The organism is Polynucleobacter sp. CS-Odin-A6, assembly GCF_018882095.1.
GTDB lineage: Bacteria > Pseudomonadota > Gammaproteobacteria > Burkholderiales > Burkholderiaceae > Polynucleobacter.
In genome coordinates this window covers 1-25,558 of record NZ_JACVPD010000004.1, presented here as the reverse complement: position 1 = coordinate 25,558, position 25,558 = coordinate 1, and the positions used below count along the sequence as shown (strand labels likewise).

Genomic DNA, 25,558 nt, shown 5'->3' with positions numbered 1-25,558 from the left:
TTCCAGATCCATAACACTAGCAAGCGGGCATGATGCCCGCTTTTTCTTTGCTAAAAAGTCAGTAGAAATCAGCAGCCAGGACTGTAGAATTAAGCTTATTGATTTAATCAGGACTTTAGCGGGATTATGAAATTCAGGGATTACTACGAAACACTCGGTGTAGCACGCGGCGCTACTGAAGCAGAAATTAAAGCGGCCTACCGAAAGTTGGCCCGCAAATACCATCCGGACGTCAACAAAGAGGCGGGCGCAGAAGAACAATTCAAGGAGCTGGGGGAAGCCTACTCCGTCTTAAAAGACACCGAGAAACGTGCTGCTTACGATCGCATGGGTGCCAATTGGAAAAATGGTCAAGACTTCACTCCACCACCCAACTGGAATGAAGGATTTGAATATTCCGATGGCGACTTTGGCGGAGGCCATGCTGGATTCGGAAATGGTTACGAAGGTGATCAAAGCGAATTCTTTGAATCTCTTTTTGGCAGAGGCAGGCATCGCCAAGGTGGACGCGGTGGTAACCCCCGTCAAGGCATGGACTTTAAGGGCCAAGATCACCATGCCAAAATACTCATTGATCTTGCTGATGCTTATAACGGCGCTCAACGAACGATTGCCCTTCATATGCCAACTCAAGATGCGAATGGTCATGTCAGCACTCAAGAGCGCAAACTCGATGTCAGTATTCCAAAGGGTATTAAAGCGGGGCAGAATTTACGCTTGGCTGGTCAAGGTGGTCCGGGTATGGGTACAGGCGGTGCTGGTGACCTGTACTTAGAGATTGATTTCCATCCAAATCCCATTTATCGCGTAGATGGTAAGGATATCTATCTGGATTTACCGCTCGCACCCTGGGAGGCTGCCTTGGGAACTACGGTGAGCATCCCCACTCCTGCTGGATCCAAACTTGAACTAACAATTCCTGCAGGAACAGTCACAGGTCGCAAGATGCGACTTAAAGGCAAAGGCATTCCCAGTAAAGAGGCTGGTGATTTGTATGTGGTACCCAATATTGTTTTACCAAGCGCCGAAACTGACGCCCAAAAAGAAGCCTATCAAGCATTAGAAAAAGTTTTTGATTTCAACCCCAGAAACCACCTGAAGGGATGATGAACATGACACCAATACAAACCACCTGGATTGAGGGCATCGTTGTTGAAACTGAGGTGCACATGAGTATTATAGAAATCTCACAAGCCACACGCGCACCAGAAGAGCAGATTATGTCCTGGGTAAGGGAGGGCGTTCTCAGTCCGGCAGGTTCATCTCCTCAGGATTGGCGCTTCAGTGGAGACTCACTTAAGCGTGCCAAAACTGCTGCTCACCTAACCCACGACTTAGAGCTTAATATCTCTGGAGTTGCCTTAGCGCTTGATCTGCTGGATGAGATTACTCGTCTACGCAATCAACTATTACGCGAAAATATAACTTAAGTCTCTGAGCGACTCGGCTGCGATATTCTTTGCAATTTAGGATGAAATATAAATGACCGCTTTACCCTGTATTGAAATTGAAACAGATCCTAATCCAAGTGCTTCTGTAATTTGGCTTCACGGACTCGGGGCTGATGGGAATGACTTTGTACCCATCATTCCGCAACTACAACTTTCCGAGTGCCCTGCTATTCGATTTGTTTTCCCAAGTGCGCCTAGTATGGCGGTCACTATCAATGGCGGCTACGTCATGCCCGCTTGGTACGACATTACTGGGAGAGGTAGTAACGACCGCGAAGATCTTTCCGGTATTCACAAATCAGCATCAGCGATCTCAGAGTTAATTGAACGAGAGGCAAGTCGGGGCGTGCCTTATGGAAAAATTGTTTTAGCCGGCTTCTCGCAAGGCTGCGCGATGTCTCTACAGGTAGGCCTTCGCTTTCCACATACACTAGCAGGCATCATGGCGCTGTCAGGCTACCTCCCCCTAGCAAAATCGTTACCGCTAGAAAGAAGTGAGGCCAATAGTAAGACCCCTATTTTTATGGCCCATGGAGTTTGGGATGCCGTGATCACTCTAGAGCGTGCAGAAGCTTCGTCTGATACCCTGGAAAAATTAGGCTATCAGGTGGACTGGAACAGCTACCCGATGGAGCACTCTCTCCATCCGGATGAGTTAGCAGATATCTCCAGGTTTTTGACTACGGTGCTCAGCAAGTCATAAACCACGCTGATGACATCAAGGTTCCGAGCGACTCAGTAGCAATTCCCAGCGCTGCAATTTGGTATCTAGATCAGCAGTAATTTCGGATAAACGCGCCTGCATACCCGCGGCTAATTCAGGCTCATTCTTGTATAGGTTGGGGTTACTCATCGCAATACCAATCTCAGCCTGTTCTGTCTCTAGTACTTCAATTTGTAATGGCAATGCCTCTAATTCTTGGCGCTCTTTGCCATTGAGTTTTTGAACGGCACTTTTGGCAACTGCAGCTTTAGATTCTGACTTCACCTCCAGCTTTGATTCAGACTTTTCTACAGCCTTGGCGCCACCATTGGCAGCGCGAATCTTATCTGAGCGCGCTTTTTGGATCTTCCAATCCTCATAACCCCCTTCGTATTCCCGCCAGAATCCATCACCCTCATTGGCAATAATGCTAGTAACGACGTTATCCAAGAAGTAACGATCATGACTCACTAAAAAGACCGTACCCTTATAGTCTTGGAGTAGTTGCTCGAGTAAATCCAGAGTATCAATATCCAAGTCATTGGTTGGCTCGTCCAACACTAAGACATTGGCTGGTCGGGCAAATAAACGCGCTAACAGTAATCGGTTCCGCTCGCCACCGGATAAAGTACTTACAGGTGAATTCGTGCGCTCTGGTGCAAATAAGAAATCACTTAAGTAACTCTTCACGTGCTTCTTGTTACCATTGATTTCAATCCACTCACTACCTGGGCTAATGTAGTCCTCGAGCGAGGCATTCAGATCAAGGCCTTCGCGCATCTGATCAAAGTAGGCCACTTCAATCCGGGTGCCCATGGTTGCCGTGCCCGAATCAGGTGCAATCGTTCCCAGGATTAATTTCAATAAAGTGGTCTTACCAGCGCCATTAGGGCCTAATAAACCCACCTTATCGCCTCGCAGAATTGTCGCTGTGAAATCCGCCACAATCGGACGACCGTAAGACTTCGAGACATTCTGAAGATCCGCGACGATCTTGCCGCTTCTATCGCCAGCGGACACTGCTAGTTTGACCTGACCAACGGCATCGCGTCTTTGTGAGCGGCTAGCGCGGAGATTTTCTAGACGAGCAATCCGCGCAACACTGCGAGTGCGTCTTGCCTCAACCCCTTTCCGAATCCAAACTTCTTCTTGGGCAAGTAATTTGTCTGCTCGCGCATTAGCCAAAGATTCAGAATTCATTTCCTGATCTTTTAATACTTCATAGGCTGAAAAATTACCTGGGTAAGTTCGCAAGATGCCGCGATCTAGCTCAACGATCTGTGTACAGACGTTATCCAAGAACGCACGATCGTGGGTGATCAAAATCACAGATCCTTTGTACTCCTTAAGCAGATCCTCTAACCAGGAAATGGAATCTAAATCCAAATGGTTGGTAGGCTCATCAAGCAGCAGCACATCTGGCATTTCCACCAAAGCACGTGCCAGTGCAACGCGTTTCTTGGTACCGCCAGAAAGCGTATTAATTTTGAGTTCAGCTTCTAAGTGCAAACGATCGAGGGTTTCGTGAACGCGCTGTTCCCAATTCCAGCCACTCAATGCCTCTAGTTGGGATTGCACTTCATCCAGGCGATGATGAGCAGCATCATCCCACTCACCCACACTGAGAGCCTCATATTCTTCTCTTAAGGCCTTAGCCTGAGCCACACCCTGAGATACAGCGTCAAACACTGTTTCTTCAGCTTCAAAGATCGGCTCTTGGGGAACATAGGCAATGCGCAGGCCTTGCTGATATTGCAAGAGACCATCATCCATTTTCTCAATACCAGCCAAGATCTTCAACAAAGAAGATTTGCCAGTGCCATTACGGCCAATTAAGCCAACCCGCTCCCCAGATTCCAGTGAGAAAGCAGTATTTGCTAGGAGGTCAACGTGGCCAAAAGCCAGTTTTGCATCAGTGAGTACGATTAAAGCCATGGCGACATTATCGTCACTTCGGCTAAAGTCGGGATATTTTCAATAAACATCGGATTGAGCAGTAGAATTTACTGGAGTATTTGACTCCACTAGAGAGATAAATGACCTGTAAGCTGAGTTCTGCAGCACCAAGACTGATCCTCTTTGCAGGTCCTGCGGGCACTGGTAAAACGACTTTGGCTAAAAAAGCCTTGCCCCTCATTATTGAGAAGACTAGCGAGGACTTTTTCTTTTTAGATAAAGATACGGTGTACGGTGCCTACAGCGCTCATGTCATGGAGCTCACCACCAATAACCCCAACGATCGAGACAGTCCGTTTTATCTTAACAATCTCAGAGACTGGGAATACGCCGGCCTCCTCGCCATTGCAAAAGAAAATCTTCAGCTTGGAGTTAATGTCATCTTAGTAGGTCCATTTTCTCGTGAAATCCGCAGTGGCAGAATGTTTGATCCAGAAGCGCTTGGTATTCCCATTGGATCGAGTATCAAAATCGCCTGGATTGATCTTGATGAGCGTGAGACAAAGCATCGCTTGGAGAAGCGTGCAGACCCCAGGGATGAATGGAAACTCCAGCACTGGGATGAATACGTCATGCGCAGAGTAGAACCACCAAATCATTCCGCTATACAACGTTTTGATAATCAGAACTTTGATCAAGTACAGTTTGAAACATTAATCGATCACCTTATCGGGTAAGGTAATCAAGCGCAACCGCTTCTGCTACTTTAATGCCATCAACGCCTGCCGACAAAATCCCACCAGCATAGCCAGCACCTTCGCCAGCTGGGTACAAACCTTTGATATTCAGACTCTGAAAGTTTGCACCCCTAGTAATACGCAGTGGAGAGGACGTACGTGTCTCTACTCCGGTGAGTACCGCATCTTTCATCGAAAAACCCTTGATCTGCTTTTCAAACGCCGGAATAGCTTCCCGAATTGCTTCGATTGCGTAAGCAGGTAAAGAATCCGCTAGGTCTGTGAGATGAACGCCAGGCTTATAAGATGGCAGCACACTACCGAACTCAGTAGATGCTTTACCAGCTAAGAAGTCTCCGACTAATTGCCCTGGTGCCTCATAGGTTGATCCACCCATGGTGTAAGCCTTGGACTCCAGAGCCCTCTGAAAATCAATCCCGGCCAAGGGACCGCCCGGATAGTCTTCAGGTGTTATTCCAACAACAATACCCGCATTTGCATTACGTTCATTGCGCGAGTATTGACTCATGCCATTCGTTACCACCCGGTTTGGCTCAGAAGTGGCAGCAACTACCGTGCCACCTGGACACATACAAAAGCTATAGACTGCTCGGCCATTCTTAGCATGGTGAACTAACTTGTAATCTGCTGCGCCTATGAGCTCATTGCCAGCATGTGGTCCTAGGCGCGCGCGATCAATTACGGATTGCGGGTGTTCAATACGAAAGCCCACCGAAAATGGCTTGGCCTCCATATAGACGCCGGCGTTGTGCAAGACCTCAAAAGTATCCCGTGCGCTGTGGCCCAAGGCCAAAACAACATGGTTAGCACATAGATCAGGCTGCCCCTCTATTTTGATGCCAGCAATCTGCTCATGCTGCACATCAAAACCAATGACCTTTTGTGAAAAACGAATTTCTCCACCCAGAGTGATAATTTCTTGGCGCATTTTTTCAACCACACCAACTAAACGAAAGGTACCAATATGGGGTTTAGCAACATAACGAATTTCTTCAGGCGCCCCCGCTTTGATGAACTCATGAATCACCTTACGACCATAAAACTTCGGGTCTTTAATTTGACTCCAGAGCTTCCCATCAGAAAAGGTACCAGCTCCACCTTCACCAAATTGCACATTCGATTCTGGATTTAGAACATTCTTGCGCCACAAGCCCCAAGTATCTTGAGTCCGCTCGCGTACTGGCTTACCACGCTCGAGCACGATTGGCTTGAAGCCCATCTGCGCCAAGACTAAGGCGGCAAAAATGCCGCAAGGTCCAAAACCAATGACGACAGGACGCTGAAAGCTTTCTGTCTTTACTTGACTGGCATTCGCTACAAAATGGTAGCTGGTATCAGGAGAGGGACGTATATGAACATCACCTGCAAATTGCTTGAGTATTTTTTCTTCATCTTTTACCGATACATCAACGGTATAAATAAAGGCAAGAGCGACGTTCTTGCGGGCGTCATAACTACGCTTAAATACTTCCACCTGAACCAAGTCTTGCACCTGAATCTGCAAACGCTTCAAGATCGCCTCTTCCAAAGCCTCTGGGGGATGGCTAATAGGGAGGCGAAGTTCAGTAATACGGATCATGTGGCTCAACGATACACAGTAAATTAGGGCAATTTATAAAATAATACTGGGATAAGTGAATGAGGTCAGTTTAAAGGCGATAATGCGCCATGGCTCTACGCGCAACTATTCACAAAGCCGACCTCCACGTCGCCGATTCTGATCGCCACTATTACGGCAGTCATTCCCTCACGATCGCTAAACATCCCTCTGAAACTGAAGAGCGGATGATGGTGAGGATTATTGCGTTTGCCCTGCAGGCTCAGGAAGATTTAGCTTTTACTAAGGGTTTGAGTGATACAGATGAGCCTGATCTTTGGGTCAAAGATCTGACTGATGCCATTCAGCTCTGGATAGAAATTGGTCAACCAGATGAGCGACGTATTCTTAAAGCCTGCGGCCGCTCCGATCAAGTCATTGTGTATTGCTATGGTGGTCATACTAGCAAAATCTGGTGGGATGGTATTGCTAACAAGCTCACTCGGGCACGCAATCTTCAGATAGTTTCCATTCCAGCAGAGCAAGCCAAAGAACTCAATCAGCTCGTAGAGCGCAGTATGGTACTGCATGTGAATATTCAAGATGGCGAAGCGTATGTTTCTTCAGATAAGGGACAAGTCACCATCACCCCTGAAATTTGGCGCAATCAACAATAATGAATCCAGTTGTTTTGGATACGAATATCTTGCTAGATATTTTTGTCTTTAATGATGAAAGAGTTGCCCATTTAAAGCACGCCATTGAAGCTAAATATATTCAAGCAATAGCGAGCCAAAAAACACTTGCAGAATTCGCTGATGTTATTTCTCGCCCCCTGTTTAAGTTAGATGGCCAAACCCAATCAGCCATTTTGGAGCAATGGCAATCGGTTGCGCAGTTATACGATGATTCTAATCTGACCCCTGCGCCCTGGAAATGCCGAGATACAGACGATCAAATCTTTTTAGATCTAGCCTACCAACTCAGGCCAGCAATACTCATTAGCAAAGACAATGCCCTGCTCCAGATAGCCAGCCGAGCGGCTCAAGAATCGATTCTGATTACGAACGATTACGACGCCTTCAAGCTGCGGATTTAAAACTTAACCTCTTTCGTGCCTATTTAGAATAGACTACGGTACTAGATGAGTCATTGACAGATCATATTGAGAAAGTAACTTTTAGCATGAATAAACCAAAAATGGCGGATGCTGACGACGGCCTTTTTAAACCTGGCAGTAAATTAAGACACATCAAGACTGGCGGTTTTTATAAGGTAGTGCTACTTGCTAACATTGAGGCGAATTTAGAGCCGGCCTACGTCTATGAGTCACTCCAATCTCACGACTTTTGGATCAGACCACAAGCAGAAATGGAAGATGGTCGATTTGAGTTGGTAGACGCCTAAAAGATTAAGTTGGAGGATTTGCAATGACTGAAGATCGCATCACAAACCTTGAAATCAAACTGAGTTTCACCGAAGATCTCATTGATCAACTCAACCAAACAATTTACAAGCAACAGCAACAAATTGAGTTTCTCTATCGAGAGTTAAAGTCAATTAAGGAGCAAGCCAGTGGCGGAGACGGCGCAGGAGGAAACAGTCCAAAAGATGAAATTCCTCCACACTATTAAAGCCCTGATAACATTGAGCTTAAATTACTTTAGTAATTTCAAAAAGGAACAGTCATTATGGGTAACTTAGTGCCGTTTTTAGTCCAATGGGGTTTAACCTCTTTATCTCTTTGGGTTGCAAGCTATCTGTTTAGCGGCTTACGTTTTGCAGATGGTGGATCACTATTGATCGCCGCCCTACTACTCGGTTTTGCCAACGCCGTAGTCAAACCCCTATTAATCTTCTTCACCTTACCGCTGACAGTCCTGACGATGGGACTTTTCTTACTGGTAATCAATGCATTGGTACTCATGCTTGTGTCTTCGGTGGTCAGCGGATTTACGATTTCTAGCTTCTGGACGGCCTTTTTTGCCAGCATCTTTATTTCTCTATTTAGCCTATTTATTAGCGGCATTCTGTTTTAAGAATTCACTCTGCCCCAGGGTAGATATCTGACCAGGGGTGGAGGGCATCTCGGCATGGGTGACCTTTTGAGCTTATCGATCGCGCATTTTCAGCCAGAATACTGACTCCACCAGTCAAAATCCCGAGGCCAATAGACACAGCGCTATTGACCACTCCGGCCTGATTAATTACTGCCTTTGGATGCGTGAGTGTGCCGCCCACCTTTGCCAGTCCTGCTAAATCCAAGCCAGTAGTGAGGCCGGACTTCTCTTGAGGATCAATGATCAAATCCACCGCTTCAGTTTTGAGGTTAATTGAACCTGCCATCACTGCATTTAAGCGATCAGTCTCGATACCAACGGTCTTCACAATACTAATTTGCCCGTTGGTGATGGGTAGGTAAGCGACTGCGCACTCCAGAGTGGTTTGACTAGATTTCTTGCGCAAGGGATTCATAGCATCCAATACCGTAATGACAAAATCCCCTCCGTCATTTAAGAAATTAGAACCTGTTTTGGCTTGATCGACACTGATTTGGATTTTTCCATTAGAACTTCCGACTATCTGATGAAGGCTCATCCCCGAACCCTTGAGGTCAAATGCCATTTTCATATTTCCACCTGTCACCTTGGAGTGCGGATCAATGCGTGCTAGTAAATTTTCAAGCGTGAAATTCTTGGTAATCCCTTTCAAAGAAAATACGGGAGACGCCCTATTTAATTGTGAGGCATAGAATTGCAGATCTGCCTGACCTTGACCTAATTGGAAGGTTAAATTTGGAACATCTATAGTACTTCCATTGATTTGTGCAGTAGCCTTTAAATTCTGTATCGGCTTGCGATTAGGCAAACCAAGCTCATCAATACTCAACACAATTTTTCCCTGGGCTTGTGATAATGAATTTAAAGGAAGAGTTGTGTCACTGAACACATACTGAGAGTGTGACTTTGAAGCTTGTTGCCCAGCTGGCGCTTGCCTCCCATTATTCGCCAGAGATGTAGATGTCTGACTAGAACCGGAGTTTAGGGGCGGCCAATCAAATGCCTTGGACGTGACCAACAAATCTATCACAGTCATCGACTTTGGATTTTTCACAATGTCACCCTGAATGAGTGCAGACTTTCCGTTGATGCCAATAGTCAGATCAATTGCAAATGTAATGGGCGAAACATCCCACTGTTGAAACAACTGGGATAGAGAGCCTATTTTTCCAGCAACCTCTATTGGCAACGCCTGGTACTTCATTTTCAAAGCAAGAGAACTTGCATTGCCATTTTCAGTTAGAGATAACTTTTCTACCTCATAGTTTGAGCTTCGATTCTGAGCCTCTTGATAATGAATCTGCACATCAGACATGGCGACATTTTCTGTAAAAATCAAACCTTTATTTGCTGGGGATCCCGCTGGGGATCGATTACTCATGCCATCAACCGAGGATTTATTCGGATTCTGCTCACTTAAATCCCAATTCACTTGACCGCTTACATTTTTTTGCAAAAAGAGCTCTAAACCATTTAATTTGATGCTACTGATCTCAACACGCTTACTGAGTAGAGGAAGGGTTTTAATACCGATCTCAATCCGCTTTAAGGTCAGCATTTCAGAATTGTTAGCCCATGACGCATTACTTAAGCTTAACTGCTCAGCAGAGACGGAGATCCTGGGAAAAAGATGGAGTGTAATGGGGCCAGAAATTTTGAGATCTCGGCCTGTAGCAGTCTTGACTGAACTTGATAGCAACTTCGCCAGCTGAGCAGGATCAAGACTGGAGGCGGCATACCAAGTACCCACTCCACCTATAAGGATGAGCCCAACTAGAACACTGAAGACGATTTTAAGTTTTGCGTTCATTGTCTTTGATTCTAACTTTAGGTAACTAGCTCGAAGTCCTCAGCATCCGACTAAGTACTCGCTTTTTTCAAGGCAGCATAAATCTGATCTTTCAGGAGCAATTTCTCCTTTTTCAAGATTTCAATCTTCTCAGGAGTGCTCGGCTCAGAGTGGGCTTCCATTTTTTGAATCTTTTCATCCAGAAGATGGTGCTTTTCATATAGATGAGAAAAGTGACGGTCAGATGTTTTTAGCTTAACAATTAACTCATGGTATTCAGGGAACATAGATGCTCTTTCTTTGAGGTTGCTGAAAACTACCTATTTCCAGTGTAGCAAGGAGGCGCTTAAATTCAATCACTTAGTTTGGTTTAAAAAATATCAGTAGAATTTAAGGATAGATTTTGATATCAAAAGGCTAATCTCCATCTCAGTATGAGCAAGATTGGGTATAAAGTGAAGTAATATCGACTAGTGCACTAAGCACATTAACTACTAAAAGAAGGGTAATAAGCCATGGCTACAAAGAAGTCACCAGCAAAAAAGAAAGTAGCTACTAAGGTGGTAAAAAAAGCCCCTGCAAAAAAAGCCGTCAAGAAAGTGGTCGCTAAGAAAGCGGCAGCCAAAAAGACTGCAAAGAAGGTAGTGAAAAAGCCAGTAGCAAAAAAGGCTGTCACCCAGAAAGTGGCCGCCAAAAAATTAGTGGTGAAGAAGGTTGCGGCGAAGAAACCAGCAGCTAAAAAACCGGCCCCAAAGAAGACTGCCAAGAAATCCACCAAATCCGCCTCATCAAAACAACTTAAAGTCGATCAATACGGTCTTGAGGAAGATGATGAGTTCTATGGCCTCTACTTTGCCAAATCTACCGATAAGGGCTTGGTTGAAGTAAAGCCTTGTACCTTCTCGTTGATGTATTGGTGGAAAGGGCTGCTAGGCTATCCCGACATGATCGAGATCTCCAAAGACAGTAATACTGCGATGCTGCAATTTGAATCAACCTTTGGCGGTGGTGATTCCGGTGAAACAGAATTGACAGAAAAAGATGTGTTCGATGTTGACCACATTATTGAGGTAGACGAAGAAGAGCAGTTAGTTTCGCTCTACTCCTATGTACCCATCCCTGTTCCAGAAAAACTCCTAGGCGCATTGGGCCTATCCATTTTAAATATCAACCCAGAAACTCGTTATGGCAGCCTAGAAATATGCTCTACAGATAATGAAGATGGTGAGAACGAGCACTTTCTCCGTTATCGTGCCGCAACATATTTGCGTGGCGTAAAGTCTGGCAAGGTTGAGGCGATTGAAAGTATGATCACCAATGGTTCAGAGTTCTACGGATTAGCCCTAGATGCCATGTGTGTCAATAAATCGATTAAGAAATGGTTGCTTAGCTAAGCAAGTCTGAATTAATAGGTATTGCACACATAAATGTAAGTCATAGGAAAGCGATCGTTCACTGTTTTACGCGCTTCAACGAAGGTGGCACTTCGCTTTCCTAGTTTTTTACACTCCTCTACTGCGGCTTGCTGAGTCTCAGTATCTTTAGCGGATTTGGGTGCATGTACCCCAACCGTACCATCAGATTGTCGATAGACCCCAAACTCACTTTGCGGTGTTGAGCAGGCCAGCATTGCCATTGAAAAGGCGAGCAATAGAACGCGTGAGATGAATTTCATATCAGAATCCCAATCTATCAAAGACAGGATCCATTCTAGCTACCTTTGAGAGCTTCATGCTTATTTATATCCAGCTCGATCAAGTAAACGTTGTGCGGCAATTTGATTCTTACCAATCGCCGCAACTGAAATATTTTCCGCTTTAAATGAACCCAACATTTTGAGTCCTTCATTTTCAATCTTGACTGACTTCACTGCAGGCCACTCATTATTGCCATTGGCAAAATACTCCTGCGCAGAATCGCTCGCCAAGTAATCCAAAAACTGGATTGCTGCCTGCGGATGTAACGCATTTTTGGCTACGCCGCCGCCAGCAATATTAATATGAGCACCAGAGGTTTTCTGATTGGGCCAAATAAATCCAATTTTAGAAACGATTTCTTGATCCTCTGGCTTAGTCGAGCGCAATAACCTTACCAAGTAATATGAGTTTGTTAACGCAACTCCACATTCTCCTGAAGCAACTGCTTTAATTTGATCGGTATCCCCGCCTCTTGGTGGGCGTGCCATATTAGCCACCATACCTTTAGCCCACTCCTCTGTGGCAACTTCTCCACGACGCTCAATCATGGCACCCACTAAGGAAAGCATATAAGGATGAGCGCCTGAGCGTGTGCAGATCTTGCCTTTATTGACGGGTTCAGCCAACTTCTCATAGGTATCTACATCTTGAGGATTGACTTTCGCTTTGTTGTAAACCACCAAGCGGGCTCTGGTAGAAAAACCAAACCAAGTTGAGCCTTCAGCATCTGGTTTTGAGCGTAAGTTCGCCGGGATTCGACTCTCCAAATAGGGAGACTGAATGGGTTTAAAAAAACCATCAATTTGCGCGCGCCATAATCTGGCTGCATCCACCATCAAAATGACATCAGCCGGGCTGTTGGCTCCTTCGCTTTTTAATCTCTCAGCCAAGGCGTTGTCATCCGCCTCAATTCGATTAATCTTGATACCTGTTTTTTTCGTGAAGTCACTATAGAGCGCTTCATCAGTTTGGTAGTGGCGAGCAGAGTAGAGATTCAACTCTTTGGGCTCTTGAGCAGATACCGAAAGTGCTAGAAAACTACTCAGTAACACTACGAAAGTACTTAGGATTTTTTGTAACTGCTGAATTTTCATTGCTGCATTCGTGATTGGGATTAGGGAAAATCTAATTTATCACAAACACGAATGATTATCAATTAAGATTTAGAGATGGTCCTAGAAAGCAGTAAAACGGGAAAAAGCCCAACCAAAACAATGTTTAAGGATGGTAAAGCCAATTCAGCCAAACGTTCATCTGCTGCCAATTGATAGGTCGCTACCGCCAAGGTATCGAAATTAAACGGCCGTAATAATAGGGTTGCAGGCAGCTCTTTCATTACATCAACGAACACAAATAAACCCGCAGTCAAGAGGCTACGCTTTAACAAAGGCATGTGCACTCGCCTTAGAATCTGCAACTGAGAGAGGCCGAGTAAAGCCGCCGAACGATCCATAGAGGGCGTGATACGAGATAGCCCCGCTTCTACGCTCTGGAGACTAGAGGAAAGAAAGCGAACTAAATAGGCATAGACCAGTACCGCAATACTTGCGGACATCCACCAAGCGAGTTGAAAAATTTCCAAGAAAGAAAGGATGCCGATAGCCAATACTGCTCCCGGCAGTGCATATCCAAATCCCAGCAAACGATTGACCCAGCCTAAACGGGCATTCATTCTGACGGAGTAGGCAAAAAACAGCGCGAGCACTACGGAGATCACAGCAGTCAGAATGGAGACGGATATGGAATTACTCAACCAAGTTAAATAACGACTATCGATCTGAAGCCCCTGCTTAAACAGTAATTGCAAGAGCGCTATAGCTGGCAATAAAAAACCGCAAAGTAATGTAGCGCCACAAAACGTAAATGCAACAATAGCAGCCTTACCATGCAAGACAATAGCTAGTGACCTACCCTGGGATGAAGACGCATAACGTAATTTTGAACGGCTGTTTTGCTCAATAAAAAAGATCAGCAAAACAAAACTTAAGAGACCTAAAGCAAGCTGTACGGCAGCCACACGGTCGCCAAAGGAAAGCCATGCTTTAAAGATGCCGGTTGCAAAAGTCTGCACACCAAAGTAAGACACTGCTCCAAAGTCAGCGAGGACTTCCATCAAAGCCAAGGCCATACCGGCAAAGATAGCGGGTCTTGCCATAGGTAGCACTAATTTTAGGAAACCCTGGAATGGACTATAGCCCAGCGTTTCTGAGACCTCAATCAGTCGACGGCTACGCTCTAAAAATGCAGTGCGTGTAATAAGGTATACGTAAGGGAAAAGGCAGAAAGAGAAAGACCAAATTGCCCCACTCATTGACCTAGGGTCTGGAAAAAACCATAAAGAATCTACTTCCAGCAAATCCCGCAGCATGCTCTGGATTGGGCCTGAGAATTGCAAGAGGTCCACAAACAAATAGGCCATCACATAGGTAGGCACAGCTAAGGGCAGAATTAAAGCCCATTCAAATATTTTCTTGCCAGGAAAATCATAGCTCGCAATAATCCAAGCGTTACCAACTCCAAGAATAAATACCCCTACTCCAACCCCAAGAATAAGGGCTACAGTGGAAGCGATATATCCTCCAAGCACATAATTCCAAAGATGGCTGAGAGTGCCAGTAGTTAAAACAGAGGCATCGGGGAATAGGAATGGCTCTGCCAAGCCGAAGAGAGGCAAAAACAATAACAAGGCAAGTGGCGCCACAAGACGATTCATCAAATCCGCATTCCGTTTAGACTCTAGCTAGACATTAAACCATTAGCATGCATGAGAAAATTATAGAGATGAACACCGCTCGCACCCTACTTTCCATCAAAGCACTAGAAATTGACTATCCAAGCAGAGATAGTCGTGGTCGCGTAACGGCCATCAAAGATCTCAACCTCAATCTGTCAGAGGGCGAGATTGGTTGCTTACTAGGCTCCTCCGGCTGCGGAAAGTCTACTGTCTTAAGAGCGATTTGCGGCTTTGAACCCGTTAAATCCGGAGAGATCCTACTGCGTAATACAGTAGTGAGCTCCCCCTCCATCCACTCACCCCCAAACCAAAGAAAAGTAGGTATGGTCTTTCAGGATTTTGCCCTGTTTCCGCACCTCACTGTTTTAGAAAATATTGCCTTTGGCCTGCAACAGCTTCCCGGCTCTGACAGAGCTTCAGCAGCGATGGAGTGGCTCAAAAGAGTAGCGCTGTCCGATAAAGCAGAGTCGTACCCGCATGAACTGAGTGGCGGACAACAGCAACGTGTTGCACTCGCAAGAGCGATGGCACCTGAGCCAGATTTAATTTTGCTGGATGAACCATTTTCTAGTCTTGATAATGAACTCAGAGAGCGCCTTGCAGGAGAAATGCGAGAGATTCTTAAAGCAAATAACATTACCGCCCTACTTGTCACTCACGATCAATTTGAGGCCTTTGCTATCGCCGATAAGGTAGGCGTCATGACGGATGGCAAAGTGCTTCAGTGGGATACGCCATATGAGCTCTATCACAAGCCCGTCAATCGTTATATAGCGGACTTCATTGGTCGTGGCGTCTTTGTTAAGGGTATTGTGCAAGCTGGCGGGAAAGTAAAAATTGAGCTGGGTGAGCTCGATTTAGAGGAAGATCGCAGTAAAGAAATTGGTAAAGAAATTGAAGTGCTGTTGCGCGCGGATGATATTCAGCATGATGACAACAGCACTATGCAAGCAGAGGTCGTTCGTAAAACGTTTAGGGGCGCTGACTTTCTGTATACACTCAAGCTCGCATCGGGCATGGAGATTTTTGCTTTTGTACCCAGTCACCATGATCATGCGATTGGCGAAAAGATTGGCATTCACTTAGTAGCGGATCACGTAGTGACTTTTTCTGACTAAGTAATCTCAACTTACTATTCACAAGTGAGTCCAGTCACTTGGTCCTTGCAAATTACGCTCAAATCTACCATTTGTATTTATTGAGCTATTTTTCTTGAATGGCACAAGATGCCTAGATCAAACAGCACACCTAGCAAAAAATAAACTACAGAACTGCCAAAAAGAGCGCTATCGCACTGTCAATTTCAACTTTATCAGTTAGGCTGAGTCGGGTATATCAACCAAGTAAGCATTAAAGGCTGACTCAAAAGGAGTTTTACATGACAAGTAATGGAACATGCCCTATCGCTCATGGAGCGAACACAGAATCTAGCAATACACCAATGGCCTGGTGGCCAAAATCGCTCAATCTCGATATCTTGCATCAGCAGGATACCAAAACCAATCCGATGGGACCCTCTTTCAACTACCGAGAAGAGTTAAAGAAACTGGACATCCCTGCGCTCAAAAAAGATATACATACCTTAATGACAGCAAGCCAAGATTGGTGGCCCGCAGACTGGGGGCATTACGGCGGCCTCATGATCAGGATGGCTTGGCACTCAGCTGGCACTTACCGCATTGCTGATGGTCGCGGTGGTGCTGGTACGGGCAATCAACGATTTGCCCCAATCAATTCATGGCCGGACAACACCAACTTGGATAAAGCGCGTCGACTACTGTGGCCTATCAAGAAAAAATATGGCAACAAAGTCAGCTGGGCCGATCTGATAGTCTTAGCGGGCACGATTGCTTATGAATCAATGGGATTAAAAACTTTTGGATTCTCATTCGGTCGCGAAGATATCTGGCATCCTGAAAAAGAGATTTACTGGGGATCTGAAAAAGAATGGCTCCAAAAAAGTGGCGGGGAAGGAAGTCGCTATTCTGGGGATCGTGACTTAGAAAATCCACTAGCTGCATCGATGATGGGGCTTATTTATGTGAACCCAGAGGGCGTGGATGGAAACCCTGATCCGCTAAAAACTGCCCAAGACATTCGAGTGACCTTCAAACGGATGGCCATGAACGATGAGGAAACAGTTGCTTTAACCGCTGGTGGTCATACGGTTGGCAAAGCACATGGCAATGGCAATAAGGCTAACTTAGGTCCTGCACCTGAAGGGGCGCCGATTGAAGAGCAAGGTTTTGGCTGGATGAATCATCAAACCCGCGGTATCGGCAGAGACACTATCACCAGCGGGATCGAAGGGGCTTGGACACCCCATCCCACGCAATGGGATAACGACTATTTTAGACTCCTACTTAGCTATGACTGGCAGCTGACAAAGAGCCCGGCAGGGGCTTGGCAATATGAACCCATCGATATTAAGGAAGAGGATATGCCTGTTGATGTGGGGGATCCGACAATTCGATTAAAGCCAATGATGACTGATGCGGATATAGCCATGAAGATGGATCCAGAATATCGCAAGATATCCGAGCGCTTTCATCAGGATCAAGCCTACCTATCTGACACTTTTGCCCGTGCTTGGTTCAAATTAACCCACCGCGATATGGGACCGAAGGTACGCTATTTTGGTCCCGATGTGCCGAAAGAAGAACTGATCTGGCAGGACCCAGTACCAGCAGGCCCAAAGGGTTATGACATTGAGGCCGTCAAGACAGCTATTCGGGTAAGCGGACTTTCTTTAAGTGACATGGTCACGACTGCGTGGGATAGCGCCCGCACCTTTAGAGGCTCTGACAAGCGTGGTGGCGCAAATGGCGCACGCATTCGCTTAGCTCCGCAATTAAATTGGGAAGGTAATGAGCCTGAACGTTTAGCAAGAGTGCTTGCCACCCTTGAAAAGATTGCTAAAGAGTCAGGCGTTAGCATTGCTGACACAATCGTCTTGGCGGGCAATGTCGGCATTGAGCAAGCCATTAAAGCGGCTGGGTTGCAAGTCACCGTTCCATTCATATCAGGCCGTGGGGATGCGACTGCAGAAATGACGGATGTGGAGTCGTTCGAAGTCTTGGAGCCATTGGCTGATGGTTATCGCAACTGGTTAAAGCAAAACTATGCAGTAACACCGGAAGAATTGCTCTTAGATCGCACGCAGCTGATGGGCCTTACCGCTCAGGAGATGACCGTATTAATTGGCGGCATGAGAGTACTGGGCAACAATTATGGTGGCAGCAAGTCTGGCGTCTTTACTGACCAAGAAGGGGTTCTGAGTAATGACTTCTTCGTCAATCTCACGGATATGAATTACGTCTGGAAACCCACTGGAAAAAATAGTTATGACATCGTTGAACGCAACTCTGGAAAAACTAAATGGACCGCTAGCAGAGTTGATTTAGTCTTTGGCTCAAACTCGATCTTGCGCGCGTATGCTGAAGTCTATGCTCAGGATGACAATAAGCAAAAGTTTGTTACAGACTTTGTAGCTGCCTGGACCAAAGTTATGAATGCGGATATGTTTGCATAAATCCGGCTGTCGACTAAGTAAATAAGGGGCTATTCTCACCCCCTTATTTACTACAAAAGCACCCCACCATCAGGTTCAGCAGAAAGTGTCAATTTCAGATAAATTAGTCAACTCACTTACCCACTTATCGACCTCCCAATATGAACGATGGTATCCCCCTCTCCGAAGTAATCCGTAAACGCATTAAAGCAAAAAAAGCGCGCTTTCATGCAAACGATAATATTTCTGCATTTATTAAGCCAGGTGAATTAGATGCTTTGATGGAGGAAGTCTCTGAAAAAATGCAGGCGGTTTTAGAGAGCCTCGTGATTGATACAGAGAGTGACCACAACACTCAAAATACCAGCAAGCGGGTCGCTAAGATGTTTGTGAAAGAGGTGTTTAACGGCCGCTATGTTGAGCAACCCTCACTGACTAAATTTCCTAATGTCAGCCGCTTGAATGAGTTGATGATTATTGGCCCCATTACTGTCAGAAGTGCTTGCTCGCATCACTTGTGCCCTATTATGGGAAGAGTATGGATTGGGATACTGCCAGATAAAAACTCAGCTCTGATTGGGCTCTCTAAGTACTCCCGCCTCACAGAGTGGGTAATGTGTCGCCCACAAATTCAGGAAGAAGCCGTTGTAGAGCTGGCGGACATGATTGAGAAGAAAGTCAAGCCTACTGGTGTTGCGATCGTAATGGACGCAGATCACTTCTGCATGCAGTGGCGAGGCGTTAAGGACCCAGACTCGAAGATGATTAATAGCGTCATGAGAGGGTCGTTCTTAAAAGACCCTAATTTACGCCGAGAGTTTTTATCCTTGATTGAGCGTGCATAACATAGTCACCAAGAAGCATCGAATGACATCAATCGCCTGCATAGAATTAAAAGACCTATGCCTTAAGACTCAAATTGGTACTTATACTCCTGGTGCCACGGTTCCTGATCAGCATCTGCTGGATTTAACTCTATGGATTAATCCAAGACTCATACTGATTTCGAAAGATGTGATGGATCAGGTTTTTGATTACGATCCCCTCGTGATCGAGATTGATCGCTTAGCTAGAGATGGGCATTACGAAACTCAAGAAAGACTTCTGACCAGAATCGTAGCATCCTGTGCCCGCCATCCTGAAATTGAGTCCCTTGAAATAAGCCTGAGAAAAACCCCTGTTCTAGAGGGCTCGGGCGTCTTAGGCATCAAGCTTTATGTCGACACCAAGACACTCACTGACATCAGAAGCGGCGAAGCTAAAGAAAATTAAGCTTCTTCCTCCTCCAAAACATCAACGAGATGGTCGTACTTTAGAAAGTTTTCACGGTGTCTTCTGTAAAACAGAAGGCCTTCATTCAGACTAGCTACTGAAGCACCCTGCTCGCGCATTTTGTCCCAGAGATTCCAATCCTCTTGTGGGTGCACGCCGTCCACATATCTTCTTTTGTAGCCTACTTTCTGACCAAGGGCTGTCCGATACATCATTGAGCCATGGTGCTTACCTTCTCGATCCCAATACAGATCGCCTTGGTGAGGTGTAGTCTCCCCAGGAACACGGTCATGAATCTCTTCTTTTAGCTCGCCAGTAACGACGATGTCATAAGTCACAATGTCTGCACGCGCTTTTGAAAGCAATTCAATTGCATCAGACCTGAGCCAATTGTCGGCACCAATAAACAAAACATATTCCGTATCCACCCTCATTAATACATCATGAAAGTTATCTACAGTCCCTAAATTATGGGGTCTGAGAATATATTCGATATCAGGATATAGCTCAGGTAAGTGGCTGCAATCATGCGCACCATCATCAACAAAGACAATTCTGCTGGGCGCGAGAGTTTGAGATAGTAAGGACTCAATGCAGTGGGCTGCAAGATGACCATACTTGTAAGAGGCAATAACAACTGTAATCATAGTGCTGAGCATTAGAGCACGAAATCATGACTCATGACTTGTGGTCATGAAATCTTGCTTTAAACCCCCTACAATAGCCAAATGTTCATACAAATCGCCAATCTTCTCCTCCAAGTCCTCGTCAGCGTTGTTGCCGGAGCATGTCTCCTCAGGTGCTATTTGCAATGGCTCGCATTTAATCTGGGTACGGGCCAAAACAAGACCATCGGCGCCTATATTCTTCCGCTCAGCAATTGGATCGTGCTTCCACTGCGACGAGTGATTCCGAGTGTTGGTCGTTTTGATGTGGCTAGCTTTGTAGCTGCTTATTTATTGATTCTGGGAAAGATAGCAATCCTTCTCTGGATATCCGGAGTCTTTTTACCAGGACTGTCATGGCCGATCATGGCTTTTATTGACTTGTTAGACCTCATCCTATCTGGCTTGGTTGGCCTAGTGTTTGCTAGCGTGATTCTTTCATGGGTTAGTGCTGGATCCCAGATTCAATACTTGATCTCGCTTTTAGTAGATCCCCTACTCGCACCCATCAGAAAAGCATTACCAAACTTTGGCGCACTGGATTTATCTCCCCTGGCATTGCTTCTGATCTTGCAAGTACTACAGATTGTGGTGAGTAACCTTAGGTAAGATCACTGACTTCGGATGATGCTGAAGCCTGGTTTTCCTGAATGACTTCTAAAAAGTGTTCGCCATAGCGTTCTAATTTAGCTTGTCCTACCCCGCCAATTCGACTGAATTGTTCTAAGGTAGTTGGCGTAGATTTAACCATCTCCTGCAAGGTGCTGTCATGAAAGATGACATAGGGCGGCACTCCTTGTTCACGGGCTAGCTCAGTACGTTTGGCCTTGAGCGCCTCCCACAGCTTTTCCTCTGCAACATTACTAAAGGGATGCGTAGAACTCTTCTTTGCTCCAGACTTCGTAGATTTACTCTTAGAGTAGGCCGTTTCTTTGCGCAGCCAAACCTCTTGCTCTCCACGCAGCACAGGCAAGGCAATGTTATCTACCAGCTTTAAACCACCATGCAATGCGATATCAGCATCTAAATAACCACCCGCTACTAATTGACGATAGATGCTATTCCACTGCGCCTGATTGAGTTCTGCACCAATACCAAATGTACTCACTTGCTCATGAAAAAATTGCTTCACTCTGGGCGTGACTTTGCCCAAAAGTACATCGATTAAATGGGTCACACCAAAACGCTGGCCTGTACGGTACACGCAGGACAATGCTTTTTGTACTTCGTGGGTGGCATTCCAAGTAGCTACAGGCTCTAAACAGTTATCGCAATTACCACAGCCACCAGCATGTGTCTCTCCAAAGTAGCGCAAGATCGCTTGGTGGCGGCAGGTCGTAGATTCGCAATAGCCGAGTAAGGCATTGAGTTTTTGACGCTCTACCCGCTTACGTTCCTCAGAAGCTTCACCAGAATCGACCATTTGCCGCAAACTCACCACATCCCCAAATCCGTAGGCCATCCAAGCGTTCGCAGGCAAGCCATCGCGCCCTGCTCGACCTGTTTCTTGGTAATACCCTTCCATACTTTTGGGCAGATCCAGGTGAGCTACAAAGCGGACGTTAGGCTTATCAATGCCCATACCGAATGCTACGGTTGCGACCATAATGACGCCCTCTTCACGCAAGAAACGTTTTTGATTGGCACTGCGTTTTTCCACGCTTAAACCTGCGTGATACGGCATTGCATCCCATCCACGGTCTTTTAACCATTGCGCAGTCTCTTCTACACTACGACGCGATAGGCAATAAATAATTCCTGAGTCATCGGCATGCTCGATATCTAAAAAGTGTTCTAACTGTTGCTTAGCACTCTGCTTTTGCAGAACTCGATACTTAATATTGGGGCGATCAAAGCTAGAGACAAACTGCTCGGCAGATTCTAGCGAAAGACGCTCAATAATTTCTGCTCGGGTTGGCGCATCCGCGGTAGCAGTTAAGGCGATACGGGGCACTTTAGGAAACCGCTCATGCAAAACAGTGAGCTGACGATATTCTGGACGGAAATCATGACCCCATTGCGAAACGCAGTGCGCCTCATCAATAGCAAACAATGCAATGCCTGGGCCCGCGTTAAGTCTATCGAGTATGGATAGAAAACCCGGATTCATCAGACGTTCGGGCGCCACATAAATAAGGTCAAGCTCTCCAGCCAGCAATTGACTGGTTACCTGTTGCGACGTAGCTGCATCTAGACTGGAATTTAGAAATGAAGCTTTAACACCTAACTGAGTTAACGCATCCACTTGATCTTGCATTAGTGCAATTAAGGGTGAAACTACTACCCCGACACCGCGGCGCACAAGCGAGGGAATTTGATAGCACAGCGACTTGCCGGCACCAGTAGGCATGAGGACTAAAGCATCGCCTCCAGCGACTAAATGCCGAACAATAGATTCTTGAGCACCACGAAATTGATCAAAGCCAAAAACATCATGAAGTACTTGGTGGCTCGATTGCAACAGTAATACTCCCTTGTCTTGTTAAATAGCCGCGTATACAAACTACCAGTAAATAAAAAGCCCCACGTCATGCAGGGCTCTTTCAACATCTTCTCTATAGATACAAATACAGAGTTTGGTTGGCGGAGAGGGTGGGATTCGAACCCACGGTACCTTTGACAGTACGCCTGATTTCGAGTCAGGTACATTCGACCACTCTGCCACCTCTCCGTGTCATATTCCTTATGGCTTACAAGGCGATATTGCAATTTCTCAATACCCTCGAATAAATCCGTGTAAGCACAATGTAAGCAAAACTCAAAAAAACTTACAAAAATCGTTAATCCGCCATGATAAACGATGAAATTTAACCGAATAGCTGGTTACAGGCTTAAGGCAAGTCCTCGAATGGCTCTCTAGTCACCACGCCCACCCGCTGACCGATCGGCGTTGGACAGTCTGAACTAACTGACTTCTCTGTCCCATTCACGAATTCCTCATCAGCAGCAGCCCTTGTGAAGGCTTTAGCGCGCTCTTCCTCTTCTTGCTTACGCTTGGCTAACTCTGAGGCTGGCAGCACCATATCTTTGAGTAGGCGCTCTTGCTCATGCTCTTTGAATGTTTTTGTACCGTTGGCTTTGGCGAAGAATTCAAGATTGTTCATATTCGCTAATCTTAACAAGGTTAACGGCTGCTATCGACCCACAGCGGTCTTTCATTTAACCGTGTCATCGAACTGAATTTGATTGCCGCCAGCTTTTTTAGCTTGATACATCCCGTTATCTGCTTGGTTCAAGATCTTTTTTAAGATAGCACTAGGTTCGCCTAAGACATATAAAAATAATGTGACACCAATACTGGCGGTACATTGAGGCTGGATCACTACTTTTACCCCCATATGGTCTGTCGTTACTGGTATTTCAACACTACTACGAATTTTTTCACTAATTAATGCCGCTTCGCTATTGGCTATTTTCTTGTCCTGATTCAATTGAGTCAAAAGGACTACGAACTCATCTCCACCAAATCGAGCTACTGTATCGGTATCTCGAATAGATTTTTTTATACGATCAGCAATCTCTATTAATAAAGAATCCCCGACCTCATGACTGTAGCTGTCATTTACTAACTTAAATTTATCTAAGTCTAGGAAAAGAATTGCTGAGTAGCCCTTACTGCGTCTACTAGCAAGTAATGCCTGATTAAAGCGATCAGAAAATAATTTACGATTAGGTAACTTAGTTAGATGGTCATAAAGAGCATCTTCTTTGGCAGCAGCTAACTCAGAGACTCGTTTTTCTTTTTCATTAGCCTCTAATTTAAGCTCTTGATTAGCAAGTACAAGCTCAGCAGCTCTCTCATTCTTTTCAGCGTTAGCAACGATAAGATCAGCAATACGGCGTGCTTTTTCTGTGCTAGCAATAACGAGCTGGGCAGCTAGTTTGGCTTTTTCTGCGCTAGTAATTAGTAACTCAGCAGCCCCTCTAGCATTTTCTGTACCCTCAAATATCAATCTATTATTTGATTTGATGATTTCATCAGCTAGCTCACTAGTCACAAGAACGGATTTAGCGGCGATTTCAGCAATTTGTGCGATTTCAGTATTGAGAGTGTTTAGTAAAGTCAACTTCTGATTGAGGGAGGCTTGATTCTCATTACTATCCACTAAATTGCTATTGGTTGGCGTCATGATCTTAATTTAGGTTAAGGTGGTTAAAAAGTTTATTGATAGCCTCATCCGACCAGAGCGTAGGATGCTTGACCTCACCTCTATAATTCCGATGGAAATATGTAGCCATCTTCTTTGAAAACTTTCAAGCAAGCGGCAACAATTTCAGGATCATATAACTTACCGCTACCCATTGCCACCTCTTCCAACGCCGCTGGAATACCTTTTCCTTTACGATAGGGACGATCCGAGGACATAGCCTCAACGGTATCGGCTACAGCAATCATCCTTCCTTCTAGACAAATTACATCGCCCTTAATTGCATTGGGATAGCCACTACCATCCAGTCTTTCATGATGCTGTAGAACACCTTGAGCAATGTTCCATGGAAAATGGATATGTTTAACCATGTCATAGCCAGCTTGAACATGGTTTTGAAGCATCTTGATTTCATAATCAGCCAACTTACTATGCTTAGTTAAAACATCTGCTGGAATCACAATTTTGCCAATGTCGTGAACTAAAGCGGCCATGTTCACCCCTTCAACCGTATGTATAGGCAAGCTCATTTCTGTAGCTATTGCGGTACATAAGTTAGCTACTCGCTTCATATGTCCGCCCGTATAAGAATCTTTTGCCACAACTACAGTAGCTAAGGTCTCTACCATTTCTCTCATCGAAATATTGACTGAATGCTGATACTTTAATAATTCAGCCTCTAATTTTTTCCGATCTGAAATATCTCGAATATTGCATTGAATTACCCGATCACCATTCACTCCGTAGGCATTAGAAACAAACTCAACATTGAGGATATGGCCGTTTTTGTTTTTTAATGGCAAATCTTCGTAGCGGATATAGCCCTTGTCCTTTAGCACGGTAAATGCAATCATTGCAGCGGCTTTATCTACCATAGCCCCGATTTCCCAAAGTTCTTTCCCCACCAACTCATCCCTAGTAAATCCTAGCAAGTTGGTGATGAATGGGTTAGCGTCTTGAATCACACCAGTATGAAAATCAAGAATTAAGATACCGTCTTGGGCAGTTTCAAACAGACGGCGGTAGCGAAGCTCAGATTGTGAGGTTGTTTGCTGGATAAATTTATCTACCATTTAGTACCCCCATGCACAGTTACTGTCTTTACTAAGCTGAACAGTGTATTTATAGAGGCTAGCAGAAGTTACTCAACTTCTTTGTTCGGTATCGAACTTAATGACAATTTAAGATTTGAAGACTGTCTTTTATTGGTCTTGGATTCAACCGGTCAACGCAACAGATTGGGCAAAACGTTCTGCCGGTGTTTGATAGTTTAGTGTCTTTCTAGGGCGCTCATTCAGTTTCCTAGCTATGGCATTAAGCTTAGCCTGTGAGTAATT

General features: G+C 45.4%; 27 protein-coding genes, 1 tRNA gene and 1 pseudogene. 15 read left to right on the top strand and 14 right to left on the bottom strand.

Features of this window, described 5'->3' with window-relative positions; translation table 11 throughout:
* Positions 1 to 126: 126 nt before the first annotated feature.
* The 3 genes from ICN15_RS09035 to ICN15_RS09025 are packed head-to-tail and all read left to right on the top strand — an operon-like array spanning position 127 to position 2,154.
* On the top strand, positions 127 to 1,107 hold the full coding sequence (locus ICN15_RS09035; RefSeq protein WP_216202419.1) for a DnaJ C-terminal domain-containing protein: 981 nt from the start codon (positions 127 to 129) through the stop codon (positions 1,105 to 1,107).
* Between the two features lie 5 nt (positions 1,108 to 1,112).
* On the top strand, positions 1,113 to 1,430 hold the full coding sequence (locus tag ICN15_RS09030; RefSeq protein ID WP_255532947.1) for a chaperone modulator CbpM: 318 nt from the start codon (positions 1,113 to 1,115) through the stop codon (positions 1,428 to 1,430).
* A 52-nt stretch (positions 1,431 to 1,482) separates the two neighbouring features.
* The gene (locus tag ICN15_RS09025; RefSeq protein ID WP_216202417.1) at positions 1,483 to 2,154 is read left to right on the top strand and encodes an alpha/beta hydrolase; all 672 of its coding nucleotides are present in this window, start codon (positions 1,483 to 1,485) and stop codon (positions 2,152 to 2,154) included.
* 15 nt (positions 2,155 to 2,169) lie between these two features.
* On the opposite strand, the gene ICN15_RS09020 is transcribed toward ICN15_RS09025, so the two are convergent.
* Complete coding sequence (locus ICN15_RS09020; RefSeq protein ID WP_216202416.1) at positions 2,170 to 4,089, bottom strand: ATP-binding cassette domain-containing protein; 1,920 nt, start codon at positions 4,087 to 4,089, stop codon at positions 2,170 to 2,172.
* Positions 4,090 to 4,190: 101 nt separating this feature from the next.
* Between ICN15_RS09020 and ICN15_RS09015 the strand changes: the two genes are divergently transcribed.
* Positions 4,191 to 4,787: an ATP-binding protein gene (locus tag ICN15_RS09015; RefSeq protein WP_216202415.1), complete on the top strand. Its 597-nt coding sequence runs from the start codon at positions 4,191 to 4,193 to the stop codon at positions 4,785 to 4,787.
* Here ICN15_RS09015 and ICN15_RS09010 read toward each other — a convergent pair.
* Entirely contained in the window at positions 4,777 to 6,387 is a 1,611-nt protein-coding gene (locus ICN15_RS09010; protein WP_216202414.1) for an NAD(P)/FAD-dependent oxidoreductase, read from the bottom strand. The two genes, ICN15_RS09015 and ICN15_RS09010, sit on opposite strands and share 11 nt — an antisense overlap.
* Before the next feature lie 89 nt (positions 6,388 to 6,476).
* Here ICN15_RS09010 and ICN15_RS09005 point away from each other — a divergent pair, with 89 nt between their 5' ends.
* The 5 genes from ICN15_RS09005 (at position 6,477) to ICN15_RS08985 (ending at position 8,384) form a co-directional block, all read left to right on the top strand.
* The gene (locus ICN15_RS09005; protein ID WP_216202413.1) at positions 6,477 to 7,022 is read left to right on the top strand and encodes a YaeQ family protein; all 546 of its coding nucleotides are present in this window, start codon (positions 6,477 to 6,479) and stop codon (positions 7,020 to 7,022) included.
* Entirely contained in the window at positions 7,022 to 7,444 is a 423-nt protein-coding gene (locus ICN15_RS09000) for a putative toxin-antitoxin system toxin component, PIN family (protein WP_216202412.1), read from the top strand. The genes ICN15_RS09005 and ICN15_RS09000 overlap by 1 nt, the downstream gene beginning before the upstream one ends.
* 86 nt (positions 7,445 to 7,530) lie before the next feature.
* Positions 7,531 to 7,752, top strand: a complete 222-nt coding sequence (locus ICN15_RS08995; protein ID WP_216202411.1) for a hypothetical protein — start codon at positions 7,531 to 7,533, stop codon at positions 7,750 to 7,752.
* A gap of 23 nt (positions 7,753 to 7,775) precedes the next feature.
* Positions 7,776 to 7,979 (top strand): SlyX family protein, encoded by a 204-nt coding sequence (locus ICN15_RS08990; protein ID WP_216202410.1) that lies wholly within the window; start codon positions 7,776 to 7,778, stop codon positions 7,977 to 7,979.
* A gap of 54 nt (positions 7,980 to 8,033) precedes the next feature.
* Entirely contained in the window at positions 8,034 to 8,384 is a 351-nt protein-coding gene (locus ICN15_RS08985) for a phage holin family protein (RefSeq protein WP_216202645.1), read from the top strand.
* A gap of 4 nt (positions 8,385 to 8,388) precedes the next feature.
* Here the strand turns inward: ICN15_RS08985 and ICN15_RS08980 are convergent, their stop codons facing one another.
* Positions 8,389 to 10,215, bottom strand: a complete 1,827-nt coding sequence (locus tag ICN15_RS08980) for an AsmA family protein (protein ID WP_216202409.1) — start codon at positions 10,213 to 10,215, stop codon at positions 8,389 to 8,391.
* Between the two features lie 50 nt (positions 10,216 to 10,265).
* Positions 10,266 to 10,481, bottom strand: coding sequence for a YdcH family protein (locus tag ICN15_RS08975; RefSeq protein ID WP_216202408.1), 216 nt, complete (start codon positions 10,479 to 10,481; stop codon positions 10,266 to 10,268).
* Positions 10,482 to 10,709: 228 nt separating this feature from the next.
* Here ICN15_RS08975 and ICN15_RS08970 point away from each other — a divergent pair, with 228 nt between their 5' ends.
* Positions 10,710 to 11,588 (top strand): hypothetical protein, encoded by an 879-nt coding sequence (locus ICN15_RS08970; RefSeq protein ID WP_216202407.1) that lies wholly within the window; start codon positions 10,710 to 10,712, stop codon positions 11,586 to 11,588.
* Between the two features lie 11 nt (positions 11,589 to 11,599).
* On the opposite strand, the gene ICN15_RS08965 is transcribed toward ICN15_RS08970, so the two are convergent.
* From ICN15_RS08965 to ICN15_RS08955, 3 genes are all read right to left on the bottom strand, one after another.
* A complete protein-coding gene (locus ICN15_RS08965) occupies positions 11,600 to 11,869 on the bottom strand; it encodes a hypothetical protein (protein WP_216202406.1) in 270 nt (89 codons plus the stop codon).
* 60 nt (positions 11,870 to 11,929) lie between these two features.
* A complete protein-coding gene (locus ICN15_RS08960; RefSeq protein ID WP_216202405.1) occupies positions 11,930 to 12,985 on the bottom strand; it encodes an extracellular solute-binding protein in 1,056 nt (351 codons plus the stop codon).
* A gap of 62 nt (positions 12,986 to 13,047) precedes the next feature.
* Complete coding sequence (locus tag ICN15_RS08955) at positions 13,048 to 14,604, bottom strand: iron ABC transporter permease (RefSeq protein ID WP_216202404.1); 1,557 nt, start codon at positions 14,602 to 14,604, stop codon at positions 13,048 to 13,050.
* 68 nt (positions 14,605 to 14,672) lie between these two features.
* Between ICN15_RS08955 and ICN15_RS08950 the strand changes: the two genes are divergently transcribed.
* The 4 genes from ICN15_RS08950 to ICN15_RS08935 all read left to right on the top strand — a co-directional run bounded on the left by ICN15_RS08950 (position 14,673) and on the right by ICN15_RS08935 (position 19,408).
* Positions 14,673 to 15,743 carry an ABC transporter ATP-binding protein gene (locus ICN15_RS08950; RefSeq protein ID WP_216202403.1) on the top strand — a complete coding sequence of 357 codons (1,071 nt, stop codon included), beginning with the start codon at positions 14,673 to 14,675 and terminating at the stop codon, positions 15,741 to 15,743.
* Positions 15,744 to 16,003: 260 nt separating this feature from the next.
* Positions 16,004 to 18,157: a catalase/peroxidase HPI gene (gene katG / locus ICN15_RS08945; RefSeq protein WP_216202402.1), complete on the top strand. Its 2,154-nt coding sequence runs from the start codon at positions 16,004 to 16,006 to the stop codon at positions 18,155 to 18,157.
* Between the two features lie 140 nt (positions 18,158 to 18,297).
* A complete protein-coding gene (gene folE, locus ICN15_RS08940) occupies positions 18,298 to 18,981 on the top strand; it encodes a GTP cyclohydrolase I (protein ID WP_216202401.1) in 684 nt (227 codons plus the stop codon).
* Between the two features lie 22 nt (positions 18,982 to 19,003).
* On the top strand, positions 19,004 to 19,408 hold the full coding sequence (locus ICN15_RS08935) for a dihydroneopterin aldolase (RefSeq protein ID WP_216202400.1): 405 nt from the start codon (positions 19,004 to 19,006) through the stop codon (positions 19,406 to 19,408).
* Here ICN15_RS08935 and ICN15_RS08930 read toward each other — a convergent pair.
* The gene (locus tag ICN15_RS08930; RefSeq protein WP_216202399.1) at positions 19,405 to 20,055 is read right to left on the bottom strand and encodes a glycosyltransferase family 2 protein; all 651 of its coding nucleotides are present in this window, start codon (positions 20,053 to 20,055) and stop codon (positions 19,405 to 19,407) included. The two genes, ICN15_RS08935 and ICN15_RS08930, sit on opposite strands and share 4 nt — an antisense overlap.
* Positions 20,056 to 20,136: 81 nt before the next feature.
* Between ICN15_RS08930 and ICN15_RS08925 the strand changes: the two genes are divergently transcribed.
* A complete protein-coding gene (locus ICN15_RS08925) occupies positions 20,137 to 20,682 on the top strand; it encodes a YggT family protein (protein WP_216202398.1) in 546 nt (181 codons plus the stop codon).
* On the opposite strand, the gene recQ is transcribed toward ICN15_RS08925, so the two are convergent.
* The 6 genes and pseudogenes from recQ to ICN15_RS08895 form a co-directional block, all read right to left on the bottom strand.
* Positions 20,675 to 22,534 (bottom strand): DNA helicase RecQ, encoded by a 1,860-nt coding sequence (gene recQ, locus ICN15_RS08920; protein WP_216202397.1) that lies wholly within the window; start codon positions 22,532 to 22,534, stop codon positions 20,675 to 20,677. The two genes, ICN15_RS08925 and recQ, sit on opposite strands and share 8 nt — an antisense overlap.
* A gap of 120 nt (positions 22,535 to 22,654) precedes the next feature.
* Positions 22,655 to 22,744: transfer RNA gene (locus ICN15_RS08915), tRNA-Ser, on the bottom strand.
* A gap of 160 nt (positions 22,745 to 22,904) precedes the next feature.
* Positions 22,905 to 23,177, bottom strand: a complete 273-nt coding sequence (locus ICN15_RS08910) for a hypothetical protein (RefSeq protein ID WP_216202396.1) — start codon at positions 23,175 to 23,177, stop codon at positions 22,905 to 22,907.
* Between the two features lie 51 nt (positions 23,178 to 23,228).
* Positions 23,229 to 24,203 (bottom strand): GGDEF domain-containing protein, encoded by a 975-nt coding sequence (locus ICN15_RS08905; protein ID WP_216202395.1) that lies wholly within the window; start codon positions 24,201 to 24,203, stop codon positions 23,229 to 23,231.
* A gap of 80 nt (positions 24,204 to 24,283) precedes the next feature.
* Positions 24,284 to 25,294 carry an HD domain-containing phosphohydrolase gene (locus ICN15_RS08900; protein WP_216202394.1) on the bottom strand — a complete coding sequence of 337 codons (1,011 nt, stop codon included), beginning with the start codon at positions 25,292 to 25,294 and terminating at the stop codon, positions 24,284 to 24,286.
* Positions 25,295 to 25,438: 144 nt separating this feature from the next.
* Positions 25,439 to 25,558 (bottom strand): annotated as a pseudogene (locus ICN15_RS08895) (IS30 family transposase); the annotation flags it as partial.

Coding starts and splice junctions, on each gene's coding strand:
- ICN15_RS08950 (WP_216202403.1), top strand. CDS start 14,673: ATGAACACCGCTCGCACCCTACTTTCCATCAAAGCACTAGAAATTGAC.
- ICN15_RS08925 (WP_216202398.1), top strand. CDS start 20,137: ATGTTCATACAAATCGCCAATCTTCTCCTCCAAGTCCTCGTCAGCGTT.
- katG (WP_216202402.1), top strand. CDS start 16,004: ATGACAAGTAATGGAACATGCCCTATCGCTCATGGAGCGAACACAGAA.
- ICN15_RS09005 (WP_216202413.1), top strand. CDS start 6,477: ATGGCTCTACGCGCAACTATTCACAAAGCCGACCTCCACGTCGCCGAT.
- ICN15_RS08930 (WP_216202399.1), bottom strand. CDS start 20,055: ATGATTACAGTTGTTATTGCCTCTTACAAGTATGGTCATCTTGCAGCC.
- ICN15_RS08965 (WP_216202406.1), bottom strand. CDS start 11,869: ATGAAATTCATCTCACGCGTTCTATTGCTCGCCTTTTCAATGGCAATG.
- ICN15_RS08980 (WP_216202409.1), bottom strand. CDS start 10,215: ATGAACGCAAAACTTAAAATCGTCTTCAGTGTTCTAGTTGGGCTCATC.
- folE (WP_216202401.1), top strand. CDS start 18,298: ATGAACGATGGTATCCCCCTCTCCGAAGTAATCCGTAAACGCATTAAA.
- ICN15_RS08975 (WP_216202408.1), bottom strand. CDS start 10,481: ATGTTCCCTGAATACCATGAGTTAATTGTTAAGCTAAAAACATCTGAC.
- ICN15_RS08960 (WP_216202405.1), bottom strand. CDS start 12,985: ATGAAAATTCAGCAGTTACAAAAAATCCTAAGTACTTTCGTAGTGTTA.
- ICN15_RS09020 (WP_216202416.1), bottom strand. CDS start 4,089: ATGGCTTTAATCGTACTCACTGATGCAAAACTGGCTTTTGGCCACGTT.
- ICN15_RS08990 (WP_216202410.1), top strand. CDS start 7,776: ATGACTGAAGATCGCATCACAAACCTTGAAATCAAACTGAGTTTCACC.
- ICN15_RS08970 (WP_216202407.1), top strand. CDS start 10,710: ATGGCTACAAAGAAGTCACCAGCAAAAAAGAAAGTAGCTACTAAGGTG.
- ICN15_RS08995 (WP_216202411.1), top strand. CDS start 7,531: ATGAATAAACCAAAAATGGCGGATGCTGACGACGGCCTTTTTAAACCT.
- ICN15_RS08905 (WP_216202395.1), bottom strand. CDS start 24,203: ATGACGCCAACCAATAGCAATTTAGTGGATAGTAATGAGAATCAAGCC.
- ICN15_RS09015 (WP_216202415.1), top strand. CDS start 4,191: ATGACCTGTAAGCTGAGTTCTGCAGCACCAAGACTGATCCTCTTTGCA.
- ICN15_RS09030 (WP_255532947.1), top strand. CDS start 1,113: ATGACACCAATACAAACCACCTGGATTGAGGGCATCGTTGTTGAAACT.
- ICN15_RS08910 (WP_216202396.1), bottom strand. CDS start 23,177: ATGAACAATCTTGAATTCTTCGCCAAAGCCAACGGTACAAAAACATTC.
- ICN15_RS09010 (WP_216202414.1), bottom strand. CDS start 6,387: ATGATCCGTATTACTGAACTTCGCCTCCCTATTAGCCATCCCCCAGAG.
- ICN15_RS09025 (WP_216202417.1), top strand. CDS start 1,483: ATGACCGCTTTACCCTGTATTGAAATTGAAACAGATCCTAATCCAAGT.
- ICN15_RS09000 (WP_216202412.1), top strand. CDS start 7,022: ATGAATCCAGTTGTTTTGGATACGAATATCTTGCTAGATATTTTTGTC.
- ICN15_RS08900 (WP_216202394.1), bottom strand. CDS start 25,294: ATGGTAGATAAATTTATCCAGCAAACAACCTCACAATCTGAGCTTCGC.
- ICN15_RS09035 (WP_216202419.1), top strand. CDS start 127: ATGAAATTCAGGGATTACTACGAAACACTCGGTGTAGCACGCGGCGCT.
- ICN15_RS08955 (WP_216202404.1), bottom strand. CDS start 14,604: ATGAATCGTCTTGTGGCGCCACTTGCCTTGTTATTGTTTTTGCCTCTC.
- ICN15_RS08935 (WP_216202400.1), top strand. CDS start 19,004: ATGACATCAATCGCCTGCATAGAATTAAAAGACCTATGCCTTAAGACT.